The 22,063-nt window shown below is 71.2% G+C and carries 27 protein-coding genes and 2 pseudogenes; 12 read left to right on the top strand and 17 right to left on the bottom strand.

All coding sequences use genetic code 11. The features are described from left to right. Positions 1 to 10: 10 nt before the first annotated feature. From EV385_RS25375 to EV385_RS25330, 10 genes are all read right to left on the bottom strand, one after another. Positions 11 to 238: a class I SAM-dependent methyltransferase gene (locus tag EV385_RS25375; protein ID WP_130511725.1), complete on the bottom strand. Its 228-nt coding sequence runs from the start codon at positions 236 to 238 to the stop codon at positions 11 to 13. Between the two features lie 17 nt (positions 239 to 255). Further along, positions 256 to 573 carry a metal-sensitive transcriptional regulator gene (locus tag EV385_RS25370; RefSeq protein WP_207229926.1) on the bottom strand — a complete coding sequence of 106 codons (318 nt, stop codon included), beginning with the start codon at positions 571 to 573 and terminating at the stop codon, positions 256 to 258. A 255-nt stretch (positions 574 to 828) separates the two neighbouring features. After that, positions 829 to 1,218, bottom strand: a complete 390-nt coding sequence (locus tag EV385_RS25365) for a MotA/TolQ/ExbB proton channel family protein (RefSeq protein WP_207229925.1) — start codon at positions 1,216 to 1,218, stop codon at positions 829 to 831. Between the two features lie 10 nt (positions 1,219 to 1,228). Continuing rightward, the gene (locus tag EV385_RS25360; protein ID WP_130511724.1) at positions 1,229 to 1,522 is read right to left on the bottom strand and encodes a metal-sensing transcriptional repressor; all 294 of its coding nucleotides are present in this window, start codon (positions 1,520 to 1,522) and stop codon (positions 1,229 to 1,231) included. Further along, positions 1,522 to 2,418, bottom strand: a complete 897-nt coding sequence (locus tag EV385_RS25355) for an ATP-binding cassette domain-containing protein (RefSeq protein ID WP_130511723.1) — start codon at positions 2,416 to 2,418, stop codon at positions 1,522 to 1,524. The genes EV385_RS25360 and EV385_RS25355 overlap by 1 nt, the downstream gene beginning before the upstream one ends. After that, positions 2,415 to 3,533: an ABC transporter permease gene (locus EV385_RS25350; RefSeq protein WP_130511722.1), complete on the bottom strand. Its 1,119-nt coding sequence runs from the start codon at positions 3,531 to 3,533 to the stop codon at positions 2,415 to 2,417. Before EV385_RS25350 ends, EV385_RS25355 begins: the two co-directional genes overlap by 4 nt. Next, complete coding sequence (locus EV385_RS25345) at positions 3,533 to 4,702, bottom strand: ABC transporter permease (RefSeq protein WP_130511721.1); 1,170 nt, start codon at positions 4,700 to 4,702, stop codon at positions 3,533 to 3,535. The genes EV385_RS25350 and EV385_RS25345 overlap by 1 nt, the downstream gene beginning before the upstream one ends. Further along, a complete protein-coding gene (locus tag EV385_RS25340) occupies positions 4,699 to 5,397 on the bottom strand; it encodes a methyltransferase family protein (RefSeq protein ID WP_130511720.1) in 699 nt (232 codons plus the stop codon). Before EV385_RS25340 ends, EV385_RS25345 begins: the two co-directional genes overlap by 4 nt. 1 nt (position 5,398) lies before the next feature. Further along, positions 5,399 to 5,668 carry an SHOCT domain-containing protein gene (locus EV385_RS25335; protein WP_130511719.1) on the bottom strand — a complete coding sequence of 90 codons (270 nt, stop codon included), beginning with the start codon at positions 5,666 to 5,668 and terminating at the stop codon, positions 5,399 to 5,401. Positions 5,669 to 5,701: 33 nt separating this feature from the next. Beyond that, positions 5,702 to 5,917, bottom strand: coding sequence for a DUF2933 domain-containing protein (locus tag EV385_RS25330; protein WP_130511718.1), 216 nt, complete (start codon positions 5,915 to 5,917; stop codon positions 5,702 to 5,704). Between the two features lie 151 nt (positions 5,918 to 6,068). Here EV385_RS25330 and EV385_RS25325 point away from each other — a divergent pair, with 151 nt between their 5' ends. The 4 genes and pseudogenes from EV385_RS25325 (at position 6,069) to EV385_RS25305 (ending at position 11,094) form a co-directional block, all read left to right on the top strand. Next, positions 6,069 to 8,798 carry a heavy metal translocating P-type ATPase gene (locus EV385_RS25325; RefSeq protein WP_130511717.1) on the top strand — a complete coding sequence of 910 codons (2,730 nt, stop codon included), beginning with the start codon at positions 6,069 to 6,071 and terminating at the stop codon, positions 8,796 to 8,798. Positions 8,799 to 9,038: 240 nt separating this feature from the next. Beyond that, a pseudogene (locus EV385_RS35270) lies at positions 9,039 to 9,405 on the top strand (flavoprotein); the annotation flags it as partial. A 16-nt stretch (positions 9,406 to 9,421) separates the two neighbouring features. Beyond that, on the top strand, positions 9,422 to 9,637 hold the full coding sequence (locus tag EV385_RS25310) for a hypothetical protein (RefSeq protein ID WP_130511715.1): 216 nt from the start codon (positions 9,422 to 9,424) through the stop codon (positions 9,635 to 9,637). A gap of 410 nt (positions 9,638 to 10,047) precedes the next feature. After that, a complete protein-coding gene (locus tag EV385_RS25305) occupies positions 10,048 to 11,094 on the top strand; it encodes a hypothetical protein (protein ID WP_130511714.1) in 1,047 nt (348 codons plus the stop codon). A gap of 143 nt (positions 11,095 to 11,237) precedes the next feature. Here EV385_RS25305 and EV385_RS25300 read toward each other — a convergent pair whose 3' ends face one another. Further along, a complete protein-coding gene (locus EV385_RS25300; RefSeq protein ID WP_130511713.1) occupies positions 11,238 to 11,807 on the bottom strand; it encodes a TetR/AcrR family transcriptional regulator in 570 nt (189 codons plus the stop codon). 95 nt (positions 11,808 to 11,902) lie between these two features. On the opposite strand from EV385_RS25300, the gene EV385_RS25295 reads away from it, so the two are divergent. The 4 genes from EV385_RS25295 (at position 11,903) to EV385_RS25280 (ending at position 14,752) form a co-directional block, all read left to right on the top strand. Beyond that, complete coding sequence (locus tag EV385_RS25295; RefSeq protein ID WP_130511712.1) at positions 11,903 to 12,082, top strand: hypothetical protein; 180 nt, start codon at positions 11,903 to 11,905, stop codon at positions 12,080 to 12,082. Continuing rightward, positions 12,082 to 12,612 (top strand): DUF2269 domain-containing protein, encoded by a 531-nt coding sequence (locus EV385_RS25290; protein ID WP_130511711.1) that lies wholly within the window; start codon positions 12,082 to 12,084, stop codon positions 12,610 to 12,612. The genes EV385_RS25295 and EV385_RS25290 overlap by 1 nt, the downstream gene beginning before the upstream one ends. 261 nt (positions 12,613 to 12,873) lie before the next feature. Continuing rightward, positions 12,874 to 13,617: a hypothetical protein gene (locus EV385_RS25285; protein ID WP_130511710.1), complete on the top strand. Its 744-nt coding sequence runs from the start codon at positions 12,874 to 12,876 to the stop codon at positions 13,615 to 13,617. A gap of 211 nt (positions 13,618 to 13,828) precedes the next feature. Next, a complete protein-coding gene (locus tag EV385_RS25280) occupies positions 13,829 to 14,752 on the top strand; it encodes a F510_1955 family glycosylhydrolase (RefSeq protein ID WP_207229924.1) in 924 nt (307 codons plus the stop codon). 16 nt (positions 14,753 to 14,768) lie between these two features. On the opposite strand, the gene EV385_RS34015 is transcribed toward EV385_RS25280, so the two are convergent. Both EV385_RS34015 and EV385_RS35975 read right to left on the bottom strand, forming a co-directional pair. Beyond that, on the bottom strand, positions 14,769 to 14,912 hold the full coding sequence (locus EV385_RS34015; RefSeq protein WP_165449334.1) for a hypothetical protein: 144 nt from the start codon (positions 14,910 to 14,912) through the stop codon (positions 14,769 to 14,771). A gap of 100 nt (positions 14,913 to 15,012) precedes the next feature. After that, positions 15,013 to 15,132 (bottom strand): annotated as a pseudogene (locus tag EV385_RS35975) (Tn3 family transposase); the annotation flags it as partial. A gap of 140 nt (positions 15,133 to 15,272) precedes the next feature. Between EV385_RS35975 and EV385_RS35770 the strand changes: the two are divergent. Together EV385_RS35770 and EV385_RS35765 are read left to right on the top strand one after the other, a co-directional pair. Beyond that, positions 15,273 to 15,749 (top strand): DsbA family protein, encoded by a 477-nt coding sequence (locus EV385_RS35770; RefSeq protein ID WP_130511709.1) that lies wholly within the window; start codon positions 15,273 to 15,275, stop codon positions 15,747 to 15,749. Beyond that, positions 15,730 to 15,918, top strand: a complete 189-nt coding sequence (locus EV385_RS35765; protein ID WP_165449578.1) for a DsbA family protein — start codon at positions 15,730 to 15,732, stop codon at positions 15,916 to 15,918. Before EV385_RS35770 ends, EV385_RS35765 begins: the two co-directional genes overlap by 20 nt. 342 nt (positions 15,919 to 16,260) lie before the next feature. Here EV385_RS35765 and EV385_RS25260 read toward each other — a convergent pair whose 3' ends face one another. The 4 genes from EV385_RS25260 to EV385_RS25245 all read right to left on the bottom strand — a co-directional run bounded on the left by EV385_RS25260 (position 16,261) and on the right by EV385_RS25245 (position 18,671). Beyond that, positions 16,261 to 16,878 (bottom strand): DUF305 domain-containing protein, encoded by a 618-nt coding sequence (locus EV385_RS25260; protein ID WP_130513553.1) that lies wholly within the window; start codon positions 16,876 to 16,878, stop codon positions 16,261 to 16,263. 121 nt (positions 16,879 to 16,999) lie between these two features. Continuing rightward, on the bottom strand, positions 17,000 to 17,392 hold the full coding sequence (locus EV385_RS35255) for a DUF6153 family protein (protein ID WP_278045033.1): 393 nt from the start codon (positions 17,390 to 17,392) through the stop codon (positions 17,000 to 17,002). Positions 17,393 to 17,515: 123 nt separating this feature from the next. Beyond that, a complete protein-coding gene (locus EV385_RS25250) occupies positions 17,516 to 17,923 on the bottom strand; it encodes a Rieske (2Fe-2S) protein (RefSeq protein WP_242625353.1) in 408 nt (135 codons plus the stop codon). Positions 17,924 to 18,278: 355 nt separating this feature from the next. Next, positions 18,279 to 18,671, bottom strand: coding sequence for a four-helix bundle copper-binding protein (locus EV385_RS25245; protein ID WP_242625069.1), 393 nt, complete (start codon positions 18,669 to 18,671; stop codon positions 18,279 to 18,281). A 662-nt stretch (positions 18,672 to 19,333) separates the two neighbouring features. Here EV385_RS25245 and EV385_RS25240 point away from each other — a divergent pair. Next, entirely contained in the window at positions 19,334 to 19,630 is a 297-nt protein-coding gene (locus EV385_RS25240; RefSeq protein ID WP_130511704.1) for a metal-sensitive transcriptional regulator, read from the top strand. A gap of 302 nt (positions 19,631 to 19,932) precedes the next feature. After that, positions 19,933 to 22,062, top strand: a complete 2,130-nt coding sequence (locus EV385_RS25235; RefSeq protein WP_130513552.1) for a heavy metal translocating P-type ATPase — start codon at positions 19,933 to 19,935, stop codon at positions 22,060 to 22,062. The last annotated feature ends 1 nt before the right edge of the window (position 22,063 follow it).

The raw sequence follows: 22,063 nt of genomic DNA, 5'->3' as shown, positions 1-22,063 counted from the left end.
GCCCGGGTGATCATCCGGCCGAGATGTCGACGCCGGTCACGGCCACGGCGGGCGGGTACGCGGACAGGTTGAGCCCGGTGCCGACGCCGAGTTCGAGCACCCGGCCGCGCGCGCGGGCGAACAGGCGGCGGCGGGCCTGCCGGCCGCCGAGCGTCTCCATCGGGGTGGTGTACCAGTCGTAGACCGCGGCGACCCGGTCGTAGGCGACCGTGGCCGGCCGGCGAGGAACGTCACGCACGAGTGCTCGCCCCCGGTTCAGAGGCGCATCGCGCGGCGTAGCGTCTCGGACAGTTCGCCGAGCTTGGCCTCGCCCTCCGCAGTGCTGGAGCGGGCCGCGTCGACCACACAGTGGTGCAGGTGGTCGTCGAGCAGGCCGAGGGCGACCTCCTGCAGGGCCCTCGTGGCGGCGCTGACCTGGGTGAGCACGTCGATGCAGTACCTGTCGTCGTCGACCATGCGGGCGATGCCCCGCACTTGTCCCTCGACCTTGTGGAGCCGCCGCAGCAGATCCGGCCGTCGCTCCGAATAGCCGGGCACCGCCGTCGCCTGAACCCCGGTCACGACGTTTGTCATCCCCGGTCACCTCCGCCCAACAACCTGTGCTTCCCCTTCCACCCTCCGCTGGTGTACCCCGGCAGGGTAGGGGCCTACGACCTCCGGGAAAGGCCTACCGTCGTCGCAACCCGAGGGGGGACAGGTACAAGGTGAGATCGTCGGAACGAGACCCGCACTGTCCTGCGGGCCGACCCGGTTCGACCTCTGCACCACCCAGAACGTCTGGGACATCCCTGCGCCGCGAGCATGGCCCTGATGTCGGCGACAACGGGGTCAGCCGTGGTGGCCGCTGTGGTCGACCGAGGGCTGAGGTGCGGGACTGTCGCCGGGCGGTTCGTTGCCGCCGCTGTTGATGGCCGGGCCGATGAGGAACGCCGAGACCGAGAACATCAGGGCGAACACCGCCAGTCCGATGAGCGGGGCCCACCAGGTGCCGAACCGCCGCCGCAGCCGCAGCAGGAACGGCACGGACGCGATCAGGCCGAGGATCCCGAACAGGGCGGTGCCGCCCGCCCCGGCGACCAGTGCCGTGCCCGCGAGCAGCCCGATGTGGTGCAGCACGTGCGGGGCCAGCCCGACCACCGTGCCGATCACGCCGACCAGTCCGCTCCACCAGGCCCGCAGCCGTCCGGCGGCAACCGTGGCCGGTCCGGCGCTATGCACCGCACGTGCTTTACCGGCTGCGCACATGCTGGCTCACCGCCGTGCTCGGCTCGTCCCGCTTCGCCTCGGCGTCGCCGTCTGCGACCGCCTGCCGTATGGGTGTGTGCATGTGGTCTTCGCGAATCAGCCGCGGCACGGCGTCCCGCGCCGCCGCGACCTGGTCGAGCATGTCGCTGCAGTGCCGGCCGTCCTGGTCCATGGCCGGCACGCAGGCCGCCTGGCGGTTGGTCGTGCGCAGCCGACCGGTCGTCTCCCGGTGAGGGCGCGTGCTGGAGCTGCGCCGCGCCGACGTCGTGGCGGTCATCACCGGCTCCCGGATGTGGGGGGTGCCGGTGCGAGGGGGTACCGGTCGGGGTTGGTGAGGTACTGGTCGCGGCAGCCGTCGGCGCAGAACCAGATGTCGTGTCCGTCGTGGGTGAGGTGGGGTCCGCCGGCGGGGACGGGCACGCCGCAGACCGGGTCGACGGGCATCTGGTCGAGGTGGCGGAAGTGGCCGTCTTCGAGCCACAGGACGCGGTCGGCGAACGGGCGGAGTCGTTCGTCGTGGCTGACCACGATGATGGCGCGCTGGTCGGTGGTGGCCAGTTGGCGCAGGAGCCGGGCGACCTGCAGGCCGTGGGAGGAGTCGAGGTTGGCGGTGGGCTCGTCGGCCAGCACGATGGCCGGGTTGTTGGCCAGGGCGCGGGCGAGGGCGACGCGTTGTTTCTCGCCGCCGGAGAGCTGGTGGGGTTTGAACCGGATCCGGTGGCTGAGGTCGAACCGGTCGAGCAGGTCGGCGGCGCGGTGGTGCGCGGCGGTGCCGCGGGTGCCGGCAAGGTTGCAGGCGAGTTCGACGTTTTCGGCGACGGTCAGGGCGGAGAGCAGGTTGAAGTCCTGGAAGACGAAGCCGATGTGCCGGGCCCGCAGTCGCGGTAGCTGCCGGTCGGCGGCGGTGGTGACGTCGACGCCGTTGAGGATGACCGTGCCGGCGGTCGGGCGCAGCAGGGCGCCGAGCATGAGCAGCAGGGTGGTCTTGCCGCTGCCGGAGGGACCCATGACGAGGACGACCTCGCCGGGGGCGGCGTCGAGGTCGACGCCGTCGACCGCGCGGACGGCGGTGTCGCCGGTGCCGAACACCTTGGTCAGGCCGCGCACGCGGACCCCTGCGGCGCCCGGGTCGACCGTGCCGGTGGTCGTGTCGGATGCGGTGCTGGCGGTCATGACTGCCTCCGGAACGCTACGGCGGGATCGAGCCGGGCCAGCCGGTAGATGGGCAGCAACGCGCCGGCGAGGCTGGCGGCCAGCGCGGCGGCGCCGAGGCGGCCCACGCTGGGCGCGGTGACCGCGATGGAGATCTGTGGCGCGACGCGGCTGATGGCGGCGCCGAGGAGCAGGGCCAGTCCGGTCGCGGTGGCCAGGCCGCCGGCGGTGGTCCACACCGCCTGGGCGGTGACGGTGCGGGCCAGCCGCCATCCGGTGGCGCCCAGCGCGGCGACGACGCCGTACTCGCGCAGTTTGAACAGGGTCAGTGCGTACACGCTGAGCACGACGACGGCGAGCGCGACGAGCAGGCCGAGCAGGGCCATGATCTGCATGATGGCGGCGCTCATGTCGGTGACGATCCGAGCTTCGGAGGCGACGAACTCGTCGCGGGTCTGCACCGTGGTGGCGGGCAGCGCCGCGGCCAGCCGGGCGGCCAGCGCGGCTTGCGCGACGCCGGGCTGCGCGCGGACGAGCAGGTAGCTGGGCGGGCGTGGGGCGAGCCGGGTGAAGTCGGCGGCGGTCACGAAGGCCAGGGTGTTGGTGATGGAGGTCTGCCCGGTGGACAGGCCGACGACGGTGTGTGGGGCGCCGAGCACGGTCACGGTGGCGCCGAGGCCGACGCCGATCTGGTCGGCGCCGAGTTCGTCGAGGGCGACCTCGCCGTCGCCGGGGGCGCGGCCGGCGACCAGCCGGGTGGGTCCGCCGCGGCCGGTGGCCGCCTCGTAGCCGATGACGTAGCTGAGTTGGCGGCCGGTGTCGGCGGCGACGACGCCGCTGGCGTACCAGATCGGCGCGACCCAGGCCACCCCGGGCACGGCGGCGGCGCGGTCGGTGGTGCCGGGCGGCAGGGCGGAGGAGGACATGTGCATGGTGCGTACGCCCTGCTGGGAGACGACCAGGCCGGCGGGCAGGGTGCGCAGGTAGGCGGTGACCTGGCCGATGGCGCCGGCGAAGATGCCGTCGAGGATGAGCACCAGCAGCAGGGCCACCGCGACGCCGCCGATGGACAGGGCGGCGCGGCGGGTGTCCTCGGTGAGGTTGCGCCGTCCGAGCGGGACCGTGCGGGCAGCCATCATGCGCTCCGGAACGCGGTGGCGGGGTCGAGGCGGGCCAGTCGGGTCGCGGGCAGCAGCCCGGCGACGATGGCCATGGCCAGGCCCGCGGCGGTGGCGTAGCCGAACGCGGCCGGGGTCAGGATGACCGGGAACTGGGGTCGCCACCAGGCCAGCAGCGCCCGCACGGCGTACACCAGGCCGCTGCCCGCCACGGTGCCGAGCAGGCCCAGGGCCAGGGCGTGGGCGAACGCCAGCCGCACCATCGCCGTCCTGCCGGCGCCCAGCGCCTTGAGCAGGCCGTACTGGCGGCGGCGTTCGACCACGCCGGTGTAGGTCACGAACCCGATGATCAGAGTCCCGGCGGCGATGGCGGAGGCGACCATGAGCCGCAGCGGCTGCCCGTAGATGCGGGTGGCGAGAGTGAGGTCGGCGTGGCGGACCTGGGCCTTGTCGAGTACGTGCTGGCCGGCGGCGGCCAGCCTGGCCCGTACGCCGGCCGGATCGGTGGTGCCGACCAGCACGACGCTGGTGGTGCCCGGGGTGGAGAGCAGGGCGTTGGCGGCGTCGTGGGACACGAACACCATGCCGATCATGAACGAACCGGGGCCGGTGGTCAGTCCGACGACGCGCAGCATGCGGCCCTGGACCGGCAGCGTGTCGCCGATGCGCAGGTGGTGCGCGGCGGCCAGGGAGGCGTCGATGACCGCCTCGTCGTCGGCCCGGGCGGCGCGGCCGCGGGCGATGGCCCACGGCCCGCCCGGCTGGCCGGGCACTGATCCGATGAGGGTCACGGCAACCTTCGTGCCGTGCATGTCCAGGACGCTGAACCCGCTGCGCACCGGCGCCGCCCAGCTGGTGCCCGGGACCGCGCGCACCGTGTCCACGGTGGATGCCGGGAGGGTGCTGCCCTCGGCGAACAGGTTGGTGGCGCCGGGTCCGAGAACGAACAGGTCGGCACCAGTCCGGTCCTCGTACACGGTGACCTGGGCCTGCACGCCGGCCCACAGCCCCTGAAACAGCAGGACCAGCATCAGGGCCAAGCCCACCGCGAGTGCCCCGGCCGCGAGCCGGCGCGGCTCGGCCAGCACCAGCCGCCGGCCCACCGGGACTGCCGGTCGGCGCCCACCCCGGGCCCGGCGGTTCGGCTGCGGGCCCGGCCGGGTCGCGGCTGTCGGCGCGGCGCTCACCGCGGTCTCCGCGGGGCAAGTCCGCCGACGGATTCACCGGGTCCGCCGTCGTGGCCGGCCGGCGGCGTGCGCCGCAGCCGAGGCAGGAAACCGGGGGTACGGGCGGCGTAATCGGCCCAGGCGGCGCCGAACCGGGCGGCCACCTCCCGCTCCTCGGCCCGGGCCAGCCGGGTGTACACCATGGCCAGGACGGGGAAGAGGACCAGGGTCGGGATGGTCGGCCACTGCAGCAGGAATCCGATCATGATGAGCAGGAATCCGTCGTACTGGGGGTGGCGTACCCACTGGTAGGCGCCGGTGGTGGCCAGCCTGTCGTGCTGGGCGGCGTCGTGCAGCACCCGCCACGCGGCGGCGATCAGCCAGAACCCGCCGCCGATGAACGCGTAGCTGGCCAGGTGGAACGGCGACAGGTGCGGGTCGCCGGTCCACCCGATCAGGTCGTTGAACAGGTGCCCGCCGGAGTGCGTGGCCTGCAACGCCGGCACCTTCGACCCCAGCCAGCCCGACAGCAGGTACACCGTGAGGGGGATGCCGTACATCTCCGTGAACAGCGCGACCAGGAACGCGGTGAACGCACCCATCGCCCGCCAGTCCCGGCCCGTCCGCGGATGGAAGAAGCTGGCCGCGAACGCCACGAACAGGGCCGTGTTGATGAACACCAAGGGCCAGAGGCCGTAGTCGGCGTGGGCGTCCATGTCAGCCGCCGCTGCGGGTCTTCACCGCGAATCCGAGGACGGCAAGCCGGCGGGTGTACTCCTCCTCGTCGATCTCACCGCGGGCGAACCTCTCGGCCAGGATGTGCTCCGGCGTGGCCACCTCGGCGCCCGGGCCGCCCTGCGGGGCGCTGCGGCTGGTCGAGCGGACCAACGCGGCGACGCCGGCGATGATCAGACCCCAGAACAGCAGCGTACTGACAGTCATGAGCACCATGCCCCAGCCGCCCATGCCGCCACCCCAGTACATCATCGTGATCTCCTTCGTCGGCCCGGGCCGGCCGCACTACCAGCGGCCGGCACCGGCGTGGTGGTCGTCGGACTTCTGATCGTCTCCACCGTGGCCGCCGTGCATCCCCGACATCATGAAAATCATCATCAGCGGGCAGGTCAGCACCAGCGCGGCGAGCAGCAGCGTCTGGGCCGGCACACCGAACGCGACCAGCCCGACGACGAGGATCGCCAGGGCGATGGCGTACAGACCCCACGATTGACGCTTCATCACGCCCTCCTTCCCCTTGAGTCACCTCTCACGCTGCTCCGGCATACGGATCCGGGGTATGGGCCAACGTCACGTCTGCCGGGCCCAATGTCCCTACCCGCCAGGGGTACATGCCGCCAGGGTGGTGAGAGAGCCGTGAAGGGAGCACGCCATGAGCGCCGTCGACATCGCCGTCCTGCTGGCCTCGGCCGCCGCGGTCGCCGGGCTGGGCTGGTACTTCTTCGCCCCGCGCAAGGCCCGCTCCGCCGAGCTGGCCGGCGGGGTGCAGCGGGTGGAGGTCACCGTGCGCGGCGGCTACGCCCCCAACGTCATCCGGGTCCGGCAGGGCATACCGGTGGAACTGGTCTTCGACCGGCAGGAGAGCGGGGACTGCACCTCCCGGGTGGTGTTCGCCGACTTCGCGGTCAGCGCCGCGCTGCCCGCGTTCGCCCGCACCACCGTCCGGCTGAACCCGACCAGGGCCGGGTCGTTCGGGTTCGCCTGCGGGATGAACATGGTGCACGGCACGCTGATCGTCGACCCGTCCGACGCGGGTACGACTCAGCCGGCCGTCCCGGCCGCACCCGGCGAGGCGGCGCCCACGGCGGCGGAGCCGGCGAGCGCCGAGGTGGAGGCGGCCCAGGCCGAGGAGCGGCGCGCGGAGATCGCCGACCTGACCCGCCGGCTGGTCGTGGGCGCGGTGCTCACCGCCCCCGTGCTGATCGCGGTGATGGCCCACGAGCTGTTCGGCGCCGGCTGGGTGCCCTCGCTGCTGCTCAACCACTGGCTGCAACTGGCGCTGATCACCCCGGTGATGCTCTACACCGGAGCGCCGATCCACCGCACCGGCTGGCTCGCCCTGGCGCACCGCAGCGCCGACATGAACAGCCTCATCACCCTCGGCACCACCGCCGCGTACGGCTACAGCCTGCTGGCCACCCTCGCCCCCGGTCTACTGCCCGCCGACGTGCGCGACGTCTACTATGAGGCGGTCGGTGTCATCCTCACCCTGATCCTGCTCGGCCGCCTCCTCGAAGCGCGGGCCAAGGCCGGTACCGGCGAGGCGATCCGGGCACTGCTCGGGCTGCAGGCCCGTACCGCCCGCGTGATCCGCGACGGCACCGAGCGGGAGATCCCGGTCGAAGACGTGGCCGTCGGCGACGAGGTGCTCGTCCGCCCGGGCGAGAAGGTCCCGGTCGACGCGGCGGTGCTCTCCGGCACCTCCGCGGTGGACGAGTCGATGGTCACCGGCGAGCCGATGCCGGTCACCAAGCGGGCCGGGGACACCGTCATCGGAGCCACCATCAACGGCACCGGATCCCTGCGGGTGCGCGCCGCCAAGGTCGGCGCGGACACCATGCTCGCCCAGATCATCCGCCTGGTCCAGCAGGCCCAGGCGTCCAAGGCGCCGATCCAGCGCGTCGCCGACGCGATTTCCGGCTACTTCGTTCCCGCGGTCATCGCCATCGCGATCACCACCTTCGCCGTCTGGTTCGTCGCCGGGCCGCCACCCGCGCTGACCCTCGCGCTGGTCTCGGCCGTCGCGGTGCTGATCATCGCCTGCCCGTGCGCGCTGGGCCTGGCCACCCCACTGTCGATCATGGTGGGTACCGGAAAGGGCGCCCAGGCCGGCATCCTGATCCGCTCCGCCGAAGCCCTCGAAACCGCGCACAAGCTCGACACCATCGTGCTGGACAAGACCGGCACCATCACCGCCGGCAAACCCGCCCTCACCGACATCCGCCCCGTCGGCGACCTCGTCAAGACCGCGGTGCTCACCCTGGTCGCCGCGGCCGAGGCCGACAGCGAACACCCCCTCGCCGCGGCGATCGTCGCCGGCGCCCGCGAGCGCGGTCTGCAACCACCCGCCGCCACCGGGTTCGAGTCGGTCACCGGCAAAGGCGTCCGGGCGACCGTCACCGGCCACCAGGTCCTCGTCGGCACCGCGCGGCTGCTCGCCGAGGCCGGCGTCGACACCGCCGACCTGGAGCCCGTGGCCGCCGAGTTGTCCGCCCAAGGCCGAACCCCGGTGCTCGCCGCTGTGGACGGCCGGCCAGCCGGCGTACTGGCCGTGGCCGACACCCTCAAGGACGACTCGGTTACCGCCATCGCCGCGCTGCACCGGCTCGGCATCGACGTGGTCATGATTACCGGCGACAACGCCCGTACGGCCGCCGCGATCGCCGGCCAGGTCGGCGTCCGGCGGGTCCTGGCCGAGGTGCTGCCCGAGCACAAGTCCAGTGAGATCCGCCGCCTGCAGGGCGAAGGCCGCCGAGTCGGCATGGTCGGCGACGGCATCAACGACGCCCCCGCCCTCGCCCAAGCGGACATCGGGCTCGCGATCGGCACCGGCACCGACGTGGCCATCGAAGCCGCCGACATCACTCTGATCTCCGGCTCTCTGACCGGCGTGGTCACCGCGATCCGGCTCTCCCGGGCCACCATGCGCAACATTCGCCAGAATCTGTTCTTCGCTCTGGTCTACAACGCCGTCGGCATCCCCGTCGCCGCCGGCGTGCTCTACCCCTTCCTGGGTGTGCGCCTGTCCCCGATGCTCGCCGCCGCCGCGATGGCGCTGTCCTCGCTGTCCGTTGTCGGCAACGCCAACCGGCTGCGCCGCTGGCGGCCATCGCCCCTGCCGGCCGCCACCCCGGCACCGGTCGAACCCCAGGTCGAGACCGGCCCCCACCCCGCGCCATCGGCCATCCACGGCCCGGCTCACGCGAGCCAGCCGGCCGACGAGACGGTCGACCCGGTCTGCGGTATGACCGTCTCGCCGGACACCGCCGCCGCCCACCGCAGCACCACGGCCGGCACCTTCCACTTCTGCTCCACCGGATGCGCCACCACGTTCGACACCGATCCCGACCGCTACACCGCCGCCACCGTCAACCACCGCTGAACCCGACCGGATGCCAGTACCGACGGCCCCGGCCGCCTGCCCGTATCGGCGGCCCGCACGGGGCCCTCCGCTGATCGCCGGCCGGCCCGATGAGTCACCAGCGGGCAGGCCCGGCCGTATCCGCGGGCATCGCCATCGGCAGCCTGTCGGGAGGGACGGCGGAATCCGGCGATCGGTCCGACGGCGTCCATCTTGGCCATGCGGACATAGTCGCCGGTGTGCACGACGGTGTCGTTACCGACGGGCTACTACAAGGTCGGGATGAAGAGCTACGGCCGCGCGACGACGTTCCTCATGGCCAACGCCTACGAACAGGTCCGCTCCATCGCAGCGGCATTTGGCCGGAGACTGGACCGCCGCCCGCGACGTGCAGCTCGAACTGCCCGAGACCGGGGTGTGCGCCACTAACCTCGTCACCGACGAACAACTGCCCGGCGCGCAAGCCGACGGCTGCTGCGGCAGTACACCGGCCGCCGCTGCCCGGCCGGGCCGGGGACTGTCCACCAGGATCAGCGACGGGCTGCTCACCGCCCCCGTGCCCCTGACCGCCGTAGCCCGCGCGGCGGTACCACCCGGTGACCAGGGGGCCGGTGGCTGCTATGGCTGACCGATGACCACCACCGATGCCAGACGCCGCCCCCGACACCACCGTCGAGGGCGGCGCCGGGCGGCCGAGTCGCAGGTGGATCATCGTCACCATCAACCGTCGTGGCGGCTTCGTCAGCTCCATCTTCCTGTCCTTGACCGGATACCTCGTCGCCGCCTGCGGCTGGCGCCACACGCTCGTCGTTCTCGCCGCCGTCCACGGCTGCCTCACCGTCCGCTGCACTGGCTGCTGATCCGCCGCCCCTGCACACAACCGGCCAGCCCGGCGCGGACCGCCGCCCACCGCTCGGTCCGCCGTGTGCTGACCGACCGGCGGTTTCTCACCCTCGCCGTGGCCTTCGTCGCACACGCCGCCGCGTTATCCGCTTTCACCGTCCACCTCGTCGCCTTCCTGGTAGCTCTCGCCACCCAGCTGAGCGGCGACCACCATCGCCGGGCTGAAGGCGTGCAGCGACGCCAGGGGCCATGCTGAGCGGCGTCGGCGAGGCCACTCGCCCACCGTGCCGGCCGCCGCCCATTCGCAGGTGCCCCGGGCACAGGTCCCGGACGCCCGGGACCATGGTCCCGACCCGGCCCGGATCTCTCGACTGAGGCGATGGGCTGCCGTAGGAAGGGGTGCCGGAATCCCGATCATCGAAGGGACGTGAGCACGGTGCAGGCCACCTGGGTACGCAGTGGTGCGGTCGTCGCTACTACCGCGGCACTGCTGTCGGTTCCCTCCCCGGCAGCCGCGCACGAGAAATGGTTCGTGCCCGGCCCCGCCGGCTACCCGACAGAGTGGGCGTTCGTGTGGCGTCCGCTGACCCTGACCCTGATCATCGCGGTGGTGGCGGCGGCGGTCGGCTGGCGATGGGTGGCCCGGAGGTTCCTGCCGACCCCGGAGCTGCGGGTGCTGCGCCCGCTCGGCCGGCTGGTGCCGTACGTGCCGAGGTTGCTCGCTCTGCACCTCGGGGTGTCCCTGCTCGCCGCCGCGGTCACCGGGCACTTCCTCACCCACGATCTGGAGGTCGAGCACCTCATCGGGGGCCCCGCGCTGCTGTTGCTGGAAGGGGCGCTGGGGGTCTGGTTCATCACGGGCGTGCGGCTGCGCCCGGCCGCGATCACGCTGGCACTGGCCGGCCCCCTCGCCCTGCTCCTCACCGGACCGGTGGGGCTGCTGTCAGCGATGGACCTGCTCGGCGTCGCCGTCTTCCTCGCGTTCGTGCCGCCGTCAGACGCCGCGTTCGGCCGGGTCGAGCCGAGCACCGAAGCGCTACGGCGCGCACTGCTGGCGCTGCGCCTCGGAGCGGGTGGCGCGCTGATCACCTTGGCGTTCGCGGAGAAGCTGGCCAACCCGGCGCTGGCCCGCGAGACCCTGCGGCTCTTCCCGCAGCTCGACGTGTTCGCCATGGCCGGCATCCACGTTCCCGCGGACACCTTCGTCGCGGTCGCCGGCGCTACCGAACTGCTCTTCGGCCTGCTGGTCATCTCGGGTGCCCTGCCGCAGGTCGCGGTGCTGGTCGCCGGCATCCCGTTCAACGCGACCCTGCTGTTGTTCGGCGGCACCGAGATGCTCGGCCACCTGCCGGTCTACGGCATCTTCCTCACCTTGCTGGTGTACGGCTCCGACCCGCGCACCGCGGAACTGGTCCGCTGGCTGCCGAGCGTGCCCCGTCGGGCGGCACGCCGAGCAGCCCTGTCGACCAGCTGATCCACCCTGGCACGTACGGCCCGGTCGGGATCGGCCGGGCCTGTTGCCGCCCCTGCGGACCGGGCCGCTCAGTCCAGCCGCATCGCGTCCAGCGTGAGCGAAGCGAGGTCGTTGACACTACGCACCTCACCCCAGTCGGCGGCTCAGCTCGCCGGGCGCAGCCCGGCGAGTGTCACCGTGACGAGCCGGCGTACCGACGCGTCCGACGGGAGGGTTCGGGCGGCGGACAGGGCGCTCAGGCAGTAGGCGGCAAGTTCCGCGGAAGGCACGTCGCGGCGGACGGTGCCCGCGGTCACCGCCTCAGCCAGCAGATCGCGGACGAAGTCCACGAGTCGCTCGTGGGCAGCGGCGGTATGGCTGCTTTGGTGCAGCATCGCCGCCAGCTCTCCGCCGTGGCGCTGCCGGGAGTTCAGGGCATAGACCTCGAGCACCGCCGCTAGCCTGGCCTGAGCATCCCCGCCGTGCTCACGGGCCGCCGCAAGGTGTTGCAGGTGCCCCGCGATCTGCCGCTCGTGCCACGCGAGCAGGATCGCCTCGATGTCGGGGAAGTACTTGTAGAGCGTCGCCCGTCCGATACCGGTCCGCTCGGCGATCTTCGACATCGTGACGGCGGTCAGCCCGTGCTCGGCAACCAACGCCGCCGCTGCGTCCAGAACCGCGTCACGGACCGCTCCGCGGTGTTCCTCGATCGTCTCGTTCCACAGCCTCGGCACCACGACAGGATACAGAGCGCCGAAAGTGTGGCATAGTGTTTTGCACGGAGACACACTGTCTCGATAAGGGATCCGCGTAGCGCTGAGGAGTACCGATGACCGAACCATCCGGCGAGCCCGACGACACCGGCAGCGAGCCTGCACGGCCGGTGTCCGGCCACCGAACCCCACGTTGGGTGATCGTGTCCGCGATCGCCGCCGCCGCCGTGGTCCTGATCGTGGTGATCGTGCACCTTGCCGGCGGTGGCTTCGGTTCCCTGCATGGCGCCGGCTGATGACGATGCGGCCGGGCCTGCGCAAGGCCGCCCTGCTGGCGCACGTCACCTCGTCGGTGGGCTGGGCCGGTGCCGTCACGTGCTTTCTGGTACTGACCCTGGTCACCCTCAACAGCCCGAACGCCGATCTGGTCAGGGCCGGCCTGTCGGCGTGTGGCCTGCTCACCCAGTTCGTGATCGTGCCCTTCGCGCTCGCGTCGGTGTTCACCGGCCTCGTGCAGTCACTCGGAACCTCCTGGGGCCTGTTCCGGCACTACTGGGTCATCGCCAAGCTGCTGCTCACCCTGGCTGCCACTGCTGCGCTGCTGCTACACACCGAGCCGATCAGCTACCTGGCCCGCATCTCGGCCACGAACGCCCCTCACACCTCCCATGTGGACCGCGTGCACCTGCAGATGGTCATCGACTCCGGCGCCGGCCTTGCCGTCCTGCTCCTGATCGCCGGTCTGGCGATCTACAAGCCGCGGGGCCTCACCCGATACGGATGGCGTAAGCAACAGCAGAGAGCTCAGGGCCGAATTCACCCCTGAACCACCTGGGTGGTGGACTCCACGAAGGGGGTAACCCATCCCCAGGCCGGTCGGAGTTCCCCGCCGGTCTCCATCGCATTGCTCGCCCGGGGCGGAGGGACGACCTCTGGTCAGACCCCCGCAGCGGCGCACATCTGAGTGAGCACGTCGATGCAATACCGGCCCCCTTTTCCACCACGGGGCCGATGCCCCGCACCTGGTCCTCGACTCCCTCGTTGACCAAGAGTTCTGCTGATCTGTCTGGGGTTTAGAGGTGCTGACTTGTTTGACGCTGATCAGGTCCATCGATACGGGGCGTTACGGCGTGGAGGAAGCACGGCGGCGCGCCCGGCGGCGGAGGGCGTGCCGAACGCGCGCCATGGTGATGCAGGCGCGGGGGCGACCAAGCCGGTGGTGGGTGATTTCGTTGGTTATGCGTCGACCTACGTCGGGGCGGCGCTGATCAGCGGCGCGGTGGTGCACTACCCGTTGGATCCGCCTCGGTTCATGGTGATCGCGGTGGCGGGTGCGGTGTTGTTCGCTTGCGCCACGGCGTTCACGGAGTTCGTCATCAACCGGCAGCGGGCGACTGCCCGTGCGGTGCTGACGATGGTGCCGGCGTCGTTGGCGTTGTCGTTCGGTATTGGTTCGTTGAGCGGCGGTATCCAGCACTTCAAGGATGTGCCCGTGCGGGCGGCCGTGTTGATCCCGGTCGGGCTCGCGTTGGCGTTCATCGCGTATGTGATGCGGTACCACGCGCAGCGGTGGCGCACCGTGGTGCGCCCTGCCGGGTTGGCGTTGCTGGCCACCGCGGCGTTGGCGTTCGTCGCGTTGCATCAGGTGGCCGCTGGGATGCCGGCCGTACCGTCGGGTGATCATCATGGGCAGGTGCCGCACTCCGATGGCGTGGCCGAAGCGCCGCCGGCGTCATCGGCCCCGCAGCCGTCCGTGCGGCAATCACGTCCGAGTGTCTCGCAATCACCTACCCGTGCCGGCCACCACGACGACGGCCACAGCCACGGATGAGCAGATGTTGAACGTGCCCTGCAGGGGCGGCCCCGGCACCAGCGGGTTGTGGTGGCGCTCTGGGGTGCTCCGCTGACGCCTCTGAAGCCCGAGGTGCGGAGTGCTACGAGTTCACCCCACTGGTAGCCAAGAGCCCCCAGTGGTTGACGGGTTTGATGTCAGACCGCGAAAACTTCCGGCTCGGCCCGGCCCGGCGGCAACAATCATGGGTATGGCCCAGCAACACGTTCCGATCCACCGGCGATGCCTGACCGCTGCCGCCGCCACCCTTGTGCTGACGATCGCCGCCTGCACCGCCGGTGACACCGGCGACGGCAACGGCGGCACGTCGCCCGCCGCCGGCCCGGCGTCCCCGACTACCGTCGCTGGGGCACCCGCTGTCGCGGGCAACGTGCTCCCGGGCGAGCACGTGCATGCGCTGAGCCGGAACCCTGCCGACGGCGACGTGTACCTGGCCACCCACGAAGGCCTGTACCGCATGGCGCCCGGCGCCGCACCCGCCCGGGTCGGCCCGGTCATCGACCTGATGGGGTTCACCGTCGCCGGCCCGAACCACTTCTACGCCTCCGGGCACCCCGGCGAAAACACGGACCTGCCGGATCCGGTCGGGCTGATCGAGTCCACCGACGGTGGCCGCAGCTGGGTTCCGCTCTCACGCCAGGGCCGCTCCGACTTCCACACCCTGGCCACCAGTTCCGCCGGCATCGTCGGCTACGACGGCGAGACGCTGGCCGTCACCAGCGACGGCCGCACCTGGCAGACCCTCACCGCGCCGGTCACCCCGCACGCCGCAGCCGCCTTCCCGGACGGTGCGACGGTGCTGCTCACCAGCCCGAGCGGGCTGGCCCGCTCCAGCGACGGCGGCCGCACCTGGACCCAGATCGCCACGCCGATACTGCCGCAACTCACGGCGTTCGCCGACACCCGCCACGCCGCCGCGGTCAGCCCGGACGGGCGCGTGGCCACCAGCAACGACGCCGGCGCCACCTGGCAGACCCGCGGCAGCATCGAAGGCGAACCACACGCGATCAGCGCCGCAGCCACCCCGAGCGGCGCCGAAATCCTCGCCGTGGGCGAGAACCGGCTGCAGCGCTCCGTCGACGACGGCGCCACGTTCACCCCCTACCAGCCGTAAACCCGACGCCGTGCGGCTACGGGGTGACGGTGGCGGCGTCCAGGCGCAGCGGGCGGTAGCCGCTAGCGTCCAGCTGAGCAAGCTCGCCGTCGATGCCGACTGAGTGGGTGCCGTAGAAGTCCACGTTCTCGCGGTGGGTCGGCCAGATGTGGGCGAGCACCTCGTCGTCGACGACCCGGCCGCCCGCGCGCAGGGCGCCGACGGCCAGCCCCGTGGTACTCCGTCGACCAGCAGACGATGGCGTTGGTGGCCAGCGTCAGCACCACCGCGGTGTTGGCCGCCTCCAGGGTCTCCAGCCGGGAGTACCACTCAGCGGTCCAGGCGAGCACGTCGTATGGCACCCTGCAGGACTCGGCCATCGCGGACAGGCCCATGTTCAGCGATCGTCGCGCCGTTGGGCGGGGCAGGTGTCGATGATGCGTGGCGGCCTGCTGCACGGCGAGCCCGGTTGCAGTGGCCGCGACACGCTTCATGGACGCCGAAGTTCCCGCACTTGCGGGTGACGGCGTGCCGGTGACAAATGGGGCTGGTGGTCGCGATCGTGTTCACCGTCGTGAAGGCCGCCACCACCGGCTCCAGCGCCCGGCCCGCAGCGTCCGGGCCGGTCGTGGCGCCGCAGGGCGCGGACGGCGGGGCGATGGTCACCGGCCGCGCCGACGCGAAGGTCAAGCTGGAGGTGCACGCGGACTACGTGTGCCCGTTCGGCGGCCGGTTCGAGCGGGCCAACGATGCCGAGATCACCCGGGTGATCGGCGACGGCACCGTCCGCCAGTACCTGTACCCGCTCGCTTTCCTCGACGAGCGGTCAAACGGAACCCTTCACTCCAGCCGCGCCGCGAACGCCGCCGCGACCGTCTACGACAAGGCGCCAGACAAGCTGCTCGCATTCAACAGCGCGCTGTACGCCGACCAGCCCGCCGAGGGGAGCGACGGCCTTATCCGACGACAAGACCGCCGACTTGGCCCGGCAGGCCGGCGTGCCACAGCCGGTCATTGACGCGTTCGGTCAGGGCACCCTCGAGCCGTGGATCGCCACCTCGACAGAGGCCGCGTTCGCCGCGGGCCTGCAAGGCACCCCTACCGTAAAGATCAACGGGCAGTCGTTGGAAGGCGACCTGTGCACCGTCGACCCGCTGACCCAGGCCATTACGGCGGCAGCCAAGTAGCGCGATGTCACCAGCCGCAGCGAGAATCGGGGCGATCCGTTGACGTCCGGCCCCAGCGGCGAGCACGCGGTGCACAGCTGACCACCAGATGGAGGGGCTGACGCCACGGTCACGGTGGCCTCTGTCGGCGCGGTTGCGCGCCGCGCAGGCCCTGGGCGTACTCACCAGCGTGCGTCGCCGTCGGGCTGGTCGCTGCCCCGGCCATTTCGACGACCCGACATTGCGGCCTGACCGGCGGAACCGGCCTGTCAGAGCCTCCGGCCCTGGAGAACATCTGGCCACCACGGACGGGCACTCGGCCTCAAGGGGTCCGGTGCCCGGCCGTGGTGGAACGTCAGGGCTCTACAGGCGGGCGAGGATCTGCTTCATCTGGGTGATCTCGGCCTCCTGCGCGGTGATGATCTGCTGGGCCATGGCCTTCGCTTCAGGGTTGACGCCCTTCGCGAGCTCGTCCTTGGCCATCGTGACCGCTCCTTCGTGATGGGCGATCATCATGGTGCAGAACTGCTTGTCGAATTCCTTGCCTGTGGCCTTCTCGAGCTTGCCCATGTCGGCGTCCGACATCATGCCCGGCATGCCGTGCCCCATGCTCGGCATCGTGGACGGCATGGACATACCGCCACTCATGCTCATGCCCGGCATCGGCGCGTCCCACGTGTGTAGCCACCCGGTCATGCTGTCGATCTCGGGTTGCTGCGCCGCCTTGATCTTGCCTGCGAGGGCCTTGACCTCCGGGTCGGCGGCGCGGGTTTCGGCCAGCTCGGCCATCTCGATGGCCTGCTGGTGATGCGGGATCATCATCTGGGCGAACATCACGTCGGCATCGTTAAACGCCGCCGCGCTCGCTGAGGCCCCTGGGGACGCCATCATGCTGGGCCCGTGGTCGGAACCCGACGGCGAATCACCACCGCCGCATGCGGACACCACGAAAGCGGCGGCGGCCGCCACACCGGCCAGCATGGCACGGCGCAGCACAACAGAACGAGTGAACACTTCAATCAAGCCTTTCGAGTTCGATGGACGTACGTACGAACAACGCCAGCGCCGCTACCCCCGGAAAGAGGGTGCGGCCAGCGAAGTCCTATACGCGCAGCACCGAAACCGTGGCCAGCACCAGCCCGACCTGCCCATCCGGCGGCGACCGCGCCGGCACCCCACCACAGCCACCGCCCGCCCCCGGCGGCCGGCGGTGATCCACGACCGCCCGCAGCAACGAAGCGAGCATGAGTAGCACCGCGAACCCGGTCAACACCGCCAGGCAGACACTCCACCCGGACATGCCGCCGTCACCATCACTGTCGTGCGACCTCACGTGCACACAGCCGACGCAGCCATCACCCCAAGCGAGGGCCCGCATCTCCGGACCACCGGCGCCCACATGTACGCCGACGGCGTGCCCAGCCGGCTCGTGCATCCCGGCATGGCCCAAGATGTGCATCGCAGACAAGCCGAGCAGTGTGCAGAGCAACAGCATCCACCGGGCAAACCGCCGCCCCGTGCCTGCCGACCCTGCCCCTGTCATGCGCCTACGCTACCCCGCAGCATCGCCGCGTGTATCGGAGCGGAGCCGCTGATCGCCCGTCAGTGCCTGACCTTGTCACGGCATGAGGATCTTCTTACCGTCAATGCGCAGCGGTATTCTCCGCAGCCCGGTCCGCGCCGGGCCGCTGAGCAGTGTGCCGTCCCCGTCACGAAACCGCGAGTTGTGCCAGCTGCACGTCATCATGCCGTTGATCGGAGGACGTACAGGGCCTCCCTGGTGCGGGCATACCGCACTGAAGGCGTGGAAACGGCCGGCCGTCGGTTGCACCACCAGCACGTCAGCGACGACAACCCCGCCACCGACCGGGACCTCGTCGGTGGTTGTCAACGGCGTCGGCGGCCGTTCGGACGTGGCGACGGGCGCAGGCGGGTCCGTCACGCTCGGCGCGGTTTCGGTCGGATCAGCGTCGAGGTCGCCGTCGCTGCACGCGCCGAGCATCGCTACCAATGCCCCAGCCGTCATCGCGGCCAAGGCGGTACGTCGTGTGGTGCAGAAGGGTGCAGCCTTGGGGGGCAAGTTCCGGCTGCTGTCGGAGTTCGCACTTTCCCGCGGCGCTCGATCGACCATGACAGTGGACGCTAGCGCGTGGTGTCAATCGTCCAGGCACGGCGTGTTTCAACCCGTAGGAGTAGTAGGTGCCATCGTCGCTGTCGCGCCGGGCGGCCGCGGTGCAGGGCGACAGGACGTCCCGCAGACCGGGTCCGCCGCCCCGAGCCGCCGCTGCTGTAGGAGTGGTCTGCGGCGGGCGCGTCCGATGCCCGGCGCAGGATTTACCTCTGGGCGAGCCGCGGTTCGCCCAGAGGTGTTGATGCGAAGGTCAGCTCATGCTCGCCAGCAGGTCACGGCATGCCTGCTCGCAGGCACGGCAGGATTCGGCGCAGATCCGGCAGTGCTCGTGCGCCTCGGCGTGGGACGCGCACTCGTCGCCACAGGACTTGCAGGCCATCGCGCAGGCATCGAGCAGGGTGCGGCTGATGTTGGCGTCGTAACCGGTGTGCCGCGAGAGCACTCGGGCGGTGGTGGCGCAGATATCGGCGCAGTCCATGTTTGTGCGGATGCATTTGGTCAGCTCCGCCACCATGCCCTCGCTGAGACAGGCATCCGCGCAGGCGGTGCACGCCTCGCTACAGGCGATCAACGCGTCGATCGTCGCGGCCAACCGCCGCCTGTCGAGGTTGATCGACTGCGGATAGGTGTCCAGCATCGGCATCGTCGTACTCGTCATAACGCCCTCCCCCGGGCCTTACGGGATACGGTCACCCGTCCGCATACCCGGACGAGCCGCGGGAGTAACGGCATAACGCCTCCGCTGGCGACGGAACGTCGATACCCATCGTGAGGTGAGGCGGGGATATCGCACCAAGTGAACGGTGGAGCGCCCCTCCTCGTGTGCAGCATCGCCACCGGATCCGGGCCGCACGGCGTGGTCATCGACCCCACCGGCGCTCGCGCGTGGGTCACCAACGTCTACGACTCGACGGTCTCCGTCATCGACCTACCCGGCCGCACCCCGGTCGCCACCATTGGGCAAGCAGCGGAACGGCATCAGCTACGCGCCCAAGCCTGTGGCGCCGCCCGCGGCCCGGACGACGATGGTCCTTCCCCACCCCGTCAGCACCCTCCCCTGACCACGGTGGACACGGATAAACGGCGTCCATCGCCCTGGCCGTCTTCGCCGCCATTTTCTCCCATTCGACATTCGTCCTGGGCCCGATCATCAGCGGCGACGGCGCCGACGCGCCCGGCGCCGACCGGGCGGCTCCAGCAGCACGGACCACAGCGGGCACCACGCGAACTGACCATGAACGGCCGTCCGCTGCGGTGGTTGAAGATCCAGTACGGCATACCCCCTGGGGGTTGTACCCTGGAGGTATGACAACCCCTGTTCCGACGCGCGGCTATACCGCCACCAAGGACCAGTTGCAGGCGCGGCTGCGGCGCATCGAAGGCCAGGTACGCGGGGTCGAACGCATGGTGGACGAGGACCGGTACTGCATAGACGTCCTCACTCAGATCTCCGCCATCCAGGCCGCCCTGGACAAGGTCGCCCTCGGCCTGCTCGACGGCCATGCGCGGCACTGCCTGCGGGAAGGCGCCGCCGATGGCCGCAGCGACGAGATGGCCACCGAACTCATGGCCGCCGTCGGACGGCTGATGAAACGCGGCTGAGCGATCCGGCGTGCCAGGCACGCCTGCGATGCCCACGTCGTTCCGCCCTTCTCGCGGCGTTCGACACCTGCCACGGCGGGTAGGAAATCTGGCGCACCCGCCGGGAGGGCCTCGGCCGTGACCTTGGCGGGCGTGGGAGGTATCGCGCTGGTATTGCGAACATACCCCTACCGGGTATAGGTTCGGGCCTGGAGGTGGTACCGATGGAGCACCAGCACACCAGCGACGACAGGCACGCCCCGACCGCCGGGTCCGGAGCCGACGCCAACGACCGTCACCACCGCACCGCGACAGCCGGCACGATGACCACGCACGGGAAGTCCGAACACCCTCGCGACGCCAGACACCCGGGCGGCCCAGGCGCTGCTGCCGACGCCCACGTCGCGGGGCACGGCGCGCCCATAGGACACGCCACCCATCAGGGCCACGACAAGCACGCGGGCCACGATCCGGAGATGTTCCGGCGCAAGTTCTGGCTGAGCCTGGCCCTCACGATCCCGATCGTGGTGACCAGCCACATGGTGATGGACTGGTTCGGCTACACCCTCGATTTCCCCGGCATGGACTGGGTCGGCCCGGTCCTCGGCACGGTGGTGTTCTTCTACGGCGGCTGGCCGTTCCTCGTCGGCGGCGTGCGCGAGGTCCGCGACCGGGCACCCGGCATGATGTTGCTGATCTCGATGGCGATCACGGTCGCCTACGTGGCATCGCTGGCCACCACGTTCGGGGCGTTCGACCTGGACTTCTGGTGGGAGCTGGCCGCGTTGGTCACGATCATGCTGCTCGGGCACTGGCAGGAGATGAAGGCCATCGGCCAGGCCCAAGGGGCGCTGGCTGCGCTGGCCGCCCTGCTGCCCGACGACGCCGAGGTCATCGACGCCGACGGCAGTGTGCGCCGCGTCCCCGTCACCGACCTGCGCGTCGGCGACACCGTGCTGGTCCGCTCCGGCGGCCGGGTGCCCGCCGACGGGCGCATCGCCGAGGGCGCCGCCGAACTGGACGAATCCATGATCACCGGCGAATCCCGGCCGGTGTCGCGCGGCGTCGGTGACCGGGTGGTGGCCGGCACCGTGGCCACCGACTCGGCCCTGCGGATCGAGGTCACCGCGGTCGGAGACGACACCGCGCTGGCCGGCATCAGCCGCCTCGTCGCGCAGGCGCAGGCATCCAGCGGCAGGGCGCAGGTACTCGCCGACCGGTTCGCGGCGTGGCTGTTCTACATCGCCACCGCCGCCGCCCTGATCACCTTCGGCGTGTGGTGGGCGCTCGGCGACGTGGACCAGGCCGTCGTGCGTACCGTGACGGTGCTGGTGATTGCCTGCCCGCACGCTCTCGGGCTGGCCATCCCGCTGGTGATCGCCCTGTCCACCGCCGTGTCCGCCAAGGCCGGCATCCTGGTCAAGGACCGGCTGGCGCTGGAGCGGATGCGCACCGTGGACGCGGTGCTGTTCGATAAGACCGGCACGCTGACCAAGGGCGCGCACGCCGTCACCGCCTTGGCCGCCGCGCCCGGCGCCGCCGAGGACGATGTCGTGCGCATCGCCGCCGCGGTGGAGGCCGACAGCGAACACCCGCTGGCCAAGGCGATCGTCAAGGTCGCCGCCGACCGCGGGCTGCCGGCCACGGCCACCGGGTTCCGGTCGCTGACCGGCCGCGGCGTACAGGCGGCGGTCGACGGCACGACGTACGCCGTCGGTGGTCCGGCATTGCTGCGCGAGCTGACCGTGCCCGTGCCCACCGAACTGGCCCGGCAGACGCAGGCGTGGTCGGAGCGCGGTGCGGCGGTGCTGCACCTGATTCGGCTCACCAAGCCCGGAACGGCGGAGGTGATCGGCGCGTTCGCCCTCGAGGACGAGGTCCGCCCGGAGGCCCGACAGGCGATCGCACAGCTGCGGGCGCAGGGGGTGAAGAAGATTGTCATGATCACTGGGGATGCGCGGCCGGTTGCCGAGGCGGTCGCCGCCGACCTGGGGTTCCGGCCCGGCGTCGACGAAGTTTTTGCCGAGGTGCTACCCGCCGACAAGGACCGGGCGGTGGCCGAGCTGCAGGCCCGCGGTCTCACCGTGGCCATGGTGGGCGACGGCGTCAACGACGCCCCGGCCCTGGCGCGCGCCGACGTCGGCCTGGCCATCGGCGCCGGCACCGACGTCGCGATCGAGTCCGCCGGGGTCGTGCTGGCCTCCTCCGACCCACGCGGGGTCACCGGCGTCATCCGGCTGTCCCGGGCCTCATACCGCAAGATGATCCAGAACCTGGCCTGGGCCGCCGGCTACAACGTGATCGCCATTCCGCTCGCCGCCGGAGTCCTCTCCTGGGCCGGGATCACGCTGAGCCCGGCGATCGGCGCGGTGCTGATGTCCGCCTCGACGATCGTGGTGGCCCTCAACGCCCAACTGCTACGCCGCGTCCACCTCACGCCCGAAGCGCAATGAC

The organism is Krasilnikovia cinnamomea, from assembly GCF_004217545.1.
Lineage (GTDB): Bacteria > Actinomycetota > Actinomycetes > Mycobacteriales > Micromonosporaceae > Actinoplanes > Actinoplanes cinnamomeus.
This window is presented reverse-complemented; position numbering and strand designations above follow the sequence as displayed.

What these genes read in the sequence shown, in the direction of transcription:
- EV385_RS25370 (WP_207229926.1), bottom strand. Translation starts at nt 573, where the DNA reads ATGACAAACGTCGTGACCGGGGTTCAGGCGACGGCGGTGCCCGGCTAT.
- EV385_RS25360 (WP_130511724.1), bottom strand. Translation starts at nt 1,522, where the DNA reads ATGACCGCCACGACGTCGGCGCGGCGCAGCTCCAGCACGCGCCCTCAC.
- EV385_RS25355 (WP_130511723.1), bottom strand. Translation starts at nt 2,418, where the DNA reads ATGACCGCCAGCACCGCATCCGACACGACCACCGGCACGGTCGACCCG.
- EV385_RS25350 (WP_130511722.1), bottom strand. Translation starts at nt 3,533, where the DNA reads ATGGCTGCCCGCACGGTCCCGCTCGGACGGCGCAACCTCACCGAGGAC.
- EV385_RS25340 (WP_130511720.1), bottom strand. Translation starts at nt 5,397, where the DNA reads ATGGACGCCCACGCCGACTACGGCCTCTGGCCCTTGGTGTTCATCAAC.
- EV385_RS25335 (WP_130511719.1), bottom strand. Translation starts at nt 5,668, where the DNA reads ATGATGTACTGGGGTGGCGGCATGGGCGGCTGGGGCATGGTGCTCATG.
- EV385_RS25330 (WP_130511718.1), bottom strand. Translation starts at nt 5,917, where the DNA reads ATGAAGCGTCAATCGTGGGGTCTGTACGCCATCGCCCTGGCGATCCTC.
- EV385_RS25325 (WP_130511717.1), top strand. Translation starts at nt 6,069, where the DNA reads ATGAGCGCCGTCGACATCGCCGTCCTGCTGGCCTCGGCCGCCGCGGTC.
- EV385_RS25310 (WP_130511715.1), top strand. Translation starts at nt 9,422, where the DNA reads ATGCCAGACGCCGCCCCCGACACCACCGTCGAGGGCGGCGCCGGGCGG.
- EV385_RS25295 (WP_130511712.1), top strand. Translation starts at nt 11,903, where the DNA reads ATGACCGAACCATCCGGCGAGCCCGACGACACCGGCAGCGAGCCTGCA.
- EV385_RS25290 (WP_130511711.1), top strand. Translation starts at nt 12,082, where the DNA reads ATGACGATGCGGCCGGGCCTGCGCAAGGCCGCCCTGCTGGCGCACGTC.
- EV385_RS25280 (WP_207229924.1), top strand. Translation starts at nt 13,829, where the DNA reads ATGGCCCAGCAACACGTTCCGATCCACCGGCGATGCCTGACCGCTGCC.
- EV385_RS35770 (WP_130511709.1), top strand. Translation starts at nt 15,273, where the DNA reads ATGGGGCTGGTGGTCGCGATCGTGTTCACCGTCGTGAAGGCCGCCACC.
- EV385_RS25260 (WP_130513553.1), bottom strand. Translation starts at nt 16,878, where the DNA reads ATGCTGGCCGGTGTGGCGGCCGCCGCCGCTTTCGTGGTGTCCGCATGC.
- EV385_RS35255 (WP_278045033.1), bottom strand. Translation starts at nt 17,392, where the DNA reads ATGCTGTTGCTCTGCACACTGCTCGGCTTGTCTGCGATGCACATCTTG.
- EV385_RS25250 (WP_242625353.1), bottom strand. Translation starts at nt 17,923, where the DNA reads ATGACGGCTGGGGCATTGGTAGCGATGCTCGGCGCGTGCAGCGACGGC.
- EV385_RS25245 (WP_242625069.1), bottom strand. Translation starts at nt 18,671, where the DNA reads ATGCCGATGCTGGACACCTATCCGCAGTCGATCAACCTCGACAGGCGG.
- EV385_RS25240 (WP_130511704.1), top strand. Translation starts at nt 19,334, where the DNA reads ATGACAACCCCTGTTCCGACGCGCGGCTATACCGCCACCAAGGACCAG.
- EV385_RS25235 (WP_130513552.1), top strand. Translation starts at nt 19,933, where the DNA reads ATGACCACGCACGGGAAGTCCGAACACCCTCGCGACGCCAGACACCCG.